The 1,897-nt window shown below is 69.5% G+C and carries 2 protein-coding genes; both read left to right on the forward strand.

The genetic code is table 11. The features are described from left to right. Nucleotides 1-1,377: transposase (locus tag G9373_RS45115; protein WP_167121302.1), on the forward strand; the 1,377-nt coding region annotated here is incomplete at its 5' end. Further along, nucleotides 1,374-1,897: ATP-binding protein (locus G9373_RS45120; protein ID WP_167121304.1), on the forward strand; the 524-nt coding region annotated here is incomplete at its 3' end. The genes G9373_RS45115 and G9373_RS45120, both read left to right, overlap by 4 nt.

A 1,897-nucleotide genomic window follows, 5' to 3' on the forward strand; every position in this document is an offset into this window, starting at 1 on the left:
CACGGCTGCGAGGCCTCGTACTCGTCGGTGCGGGACTACGTCGCCCGCCGACGCCCGGAGATCGTCGCCGAGTCCGGGAGGGGAACCGAGACGGCCTTCGTGCTGCAAGACCATCTTCCCGGTGCGGAGGCGGAGGTCGATTTCGGGGATGTGTGGATCGATCTGGCCGGGGTGCGGACGAAGTGTTTCCTGTTCACCCTCCGGCTGTCGCACTCGGGCAAGGCGGTGCACCGAGTATTCGCCTCGCAGGGGCAGGAGGCGTTCATCGAGGGCCATGTGATCGCCTTCGCCACGATCGGTGGTGTCCCGACCGGCAAGATTCGGTACGACAATCTGCGGTCTGCGGTGCGTCGGGTGTTGTTCGGGCGCAACCGGTCCGAGTCGGATCGGTGGATTCTGTTCCGGTCGCACTACGGCTTCGATTCCTTCTATTGCTTGTCTGGTCTCGAGGGCGCCCACGAGAAGGGCGGTGTGGAGGGTGAGGTGGGGCGCTTCCGCCGTAACCACCTGGTCCCGGTGCCGAAGGTCGACACCCTGGACGAGCTCAACGCGCGCCTCGCGGCGGCGGATCGGGCGGACGACGGCCGGCGGATCGATACCCGGATCCGGACCGTCGGGGAGGACTTCGCCACCGAACGGCCCTTGTTGCGGCCGCTCCCGGCCGAGGAGTTCGAGCCCGGCCTGTGGTTGACGCCGCGGGTGGACCGGTATTCGCGGGTCACGGTGCGCCAGTGCCACTATTCGGTGCCGATCTACCTGATCGGACGGCAGGTGCGGGTCTCGCTGCGGGCCAGTGAGGTGGTGATCTTCGACGGCCGGCGGGAGGTCGCCCGCCATCTCCGCCTCGCCCGCAAGGGCGCGCAGGCCTTGGTGCTCGATCACTACCTCGAGGTCCTCGCCCGCAAACCCGGCGCGCTACCGGGGTCGACCGCGCTGTCCCAGGCGCGGGCGGCGGGGACGTTCACCGCCGACCACGAGGCGTTCTGGGCGCTGGCACGATCGGTGCACGGGGACGCCGACGGCACCCGCGCCCTCGTCGAAGTGCTGCTGCTGCACCGGAACATGGCACACGAGGATGTGACTTCCGGGCTCCGCGCCGCGGTCGCTGTCGGGGCCGCCTGCGCGGACGTGGTGGCCGTCGAGGCCCGCAAGGCCGCCGCCGACCGTCCCGACGACGCGGTCACCCCAGTTGCGGCGGCACCGTCGAAGGTGGTGTCGATGACCGCACGCAGGTTGACCGATCCGGAGGCGGTGATCGCCGGGCTGCCACCGGATTCGCGGCCGCTTCCCACCGTCGCCGCCTACGACGAGTTGCTGCGGCGGCGGCCGCCACCCTCCTCGGACGCCGTCTCTGCACGTGAAGGAGCATCATCATGACCGGGTCGACCCCCACCTCACCGGCCGCCGCACGGCGCCGGCGTGGACTCACCCCCGAAGCCGCCGCCACCGCGATCGAGCAGGCCTGCCGTGATCTGCGGCTGCCGACGGTGCGCACCCGGTTCGAGGACATGCTCACCGTCGCCCACAAGGAGCAACTGACCTACGAGGGCTTCCTCGCCGACCTGCTGCTCGCCGAATGCGACGACCGTGCCCGCCGCCGCAGCGTCCGCCGGGTCAAGGCCGCCGGATTCCCACGCCAGAAATGGTTGGCGGACTTCGACTTCGATGCCAACCCCAACGTCAATCCGGCCACCATCAACAGCCTCGCCAGCTGCGTCTGGGTCCGCAAGGGCGAACCGTTGTGTTTGATCGGCGATTCCGGCACCGGCAAATCGCACCTGCTGATCGGTTTGGGCACCGCCGCCGCCGAGGCCGGCTTCCGGGTCCGCTACACCCTGGCGACGAAACTGGTCAACGAACTCGTCGAGGCCGCCGACGAGAAACTGCTCGCCAAGAC

The sequence above is a fragment of the Rhodococcus sp. A14 genome (genome assembly GCF_011603105.1).
GTDB classification, from domain to species: domain Bacteria; phylum Actinomycetota; class Actinomycetes; order Mycobacteriales; family Mycobacteriaceae; genus Rhodococcus_F; species Rhodococcus_F opacus.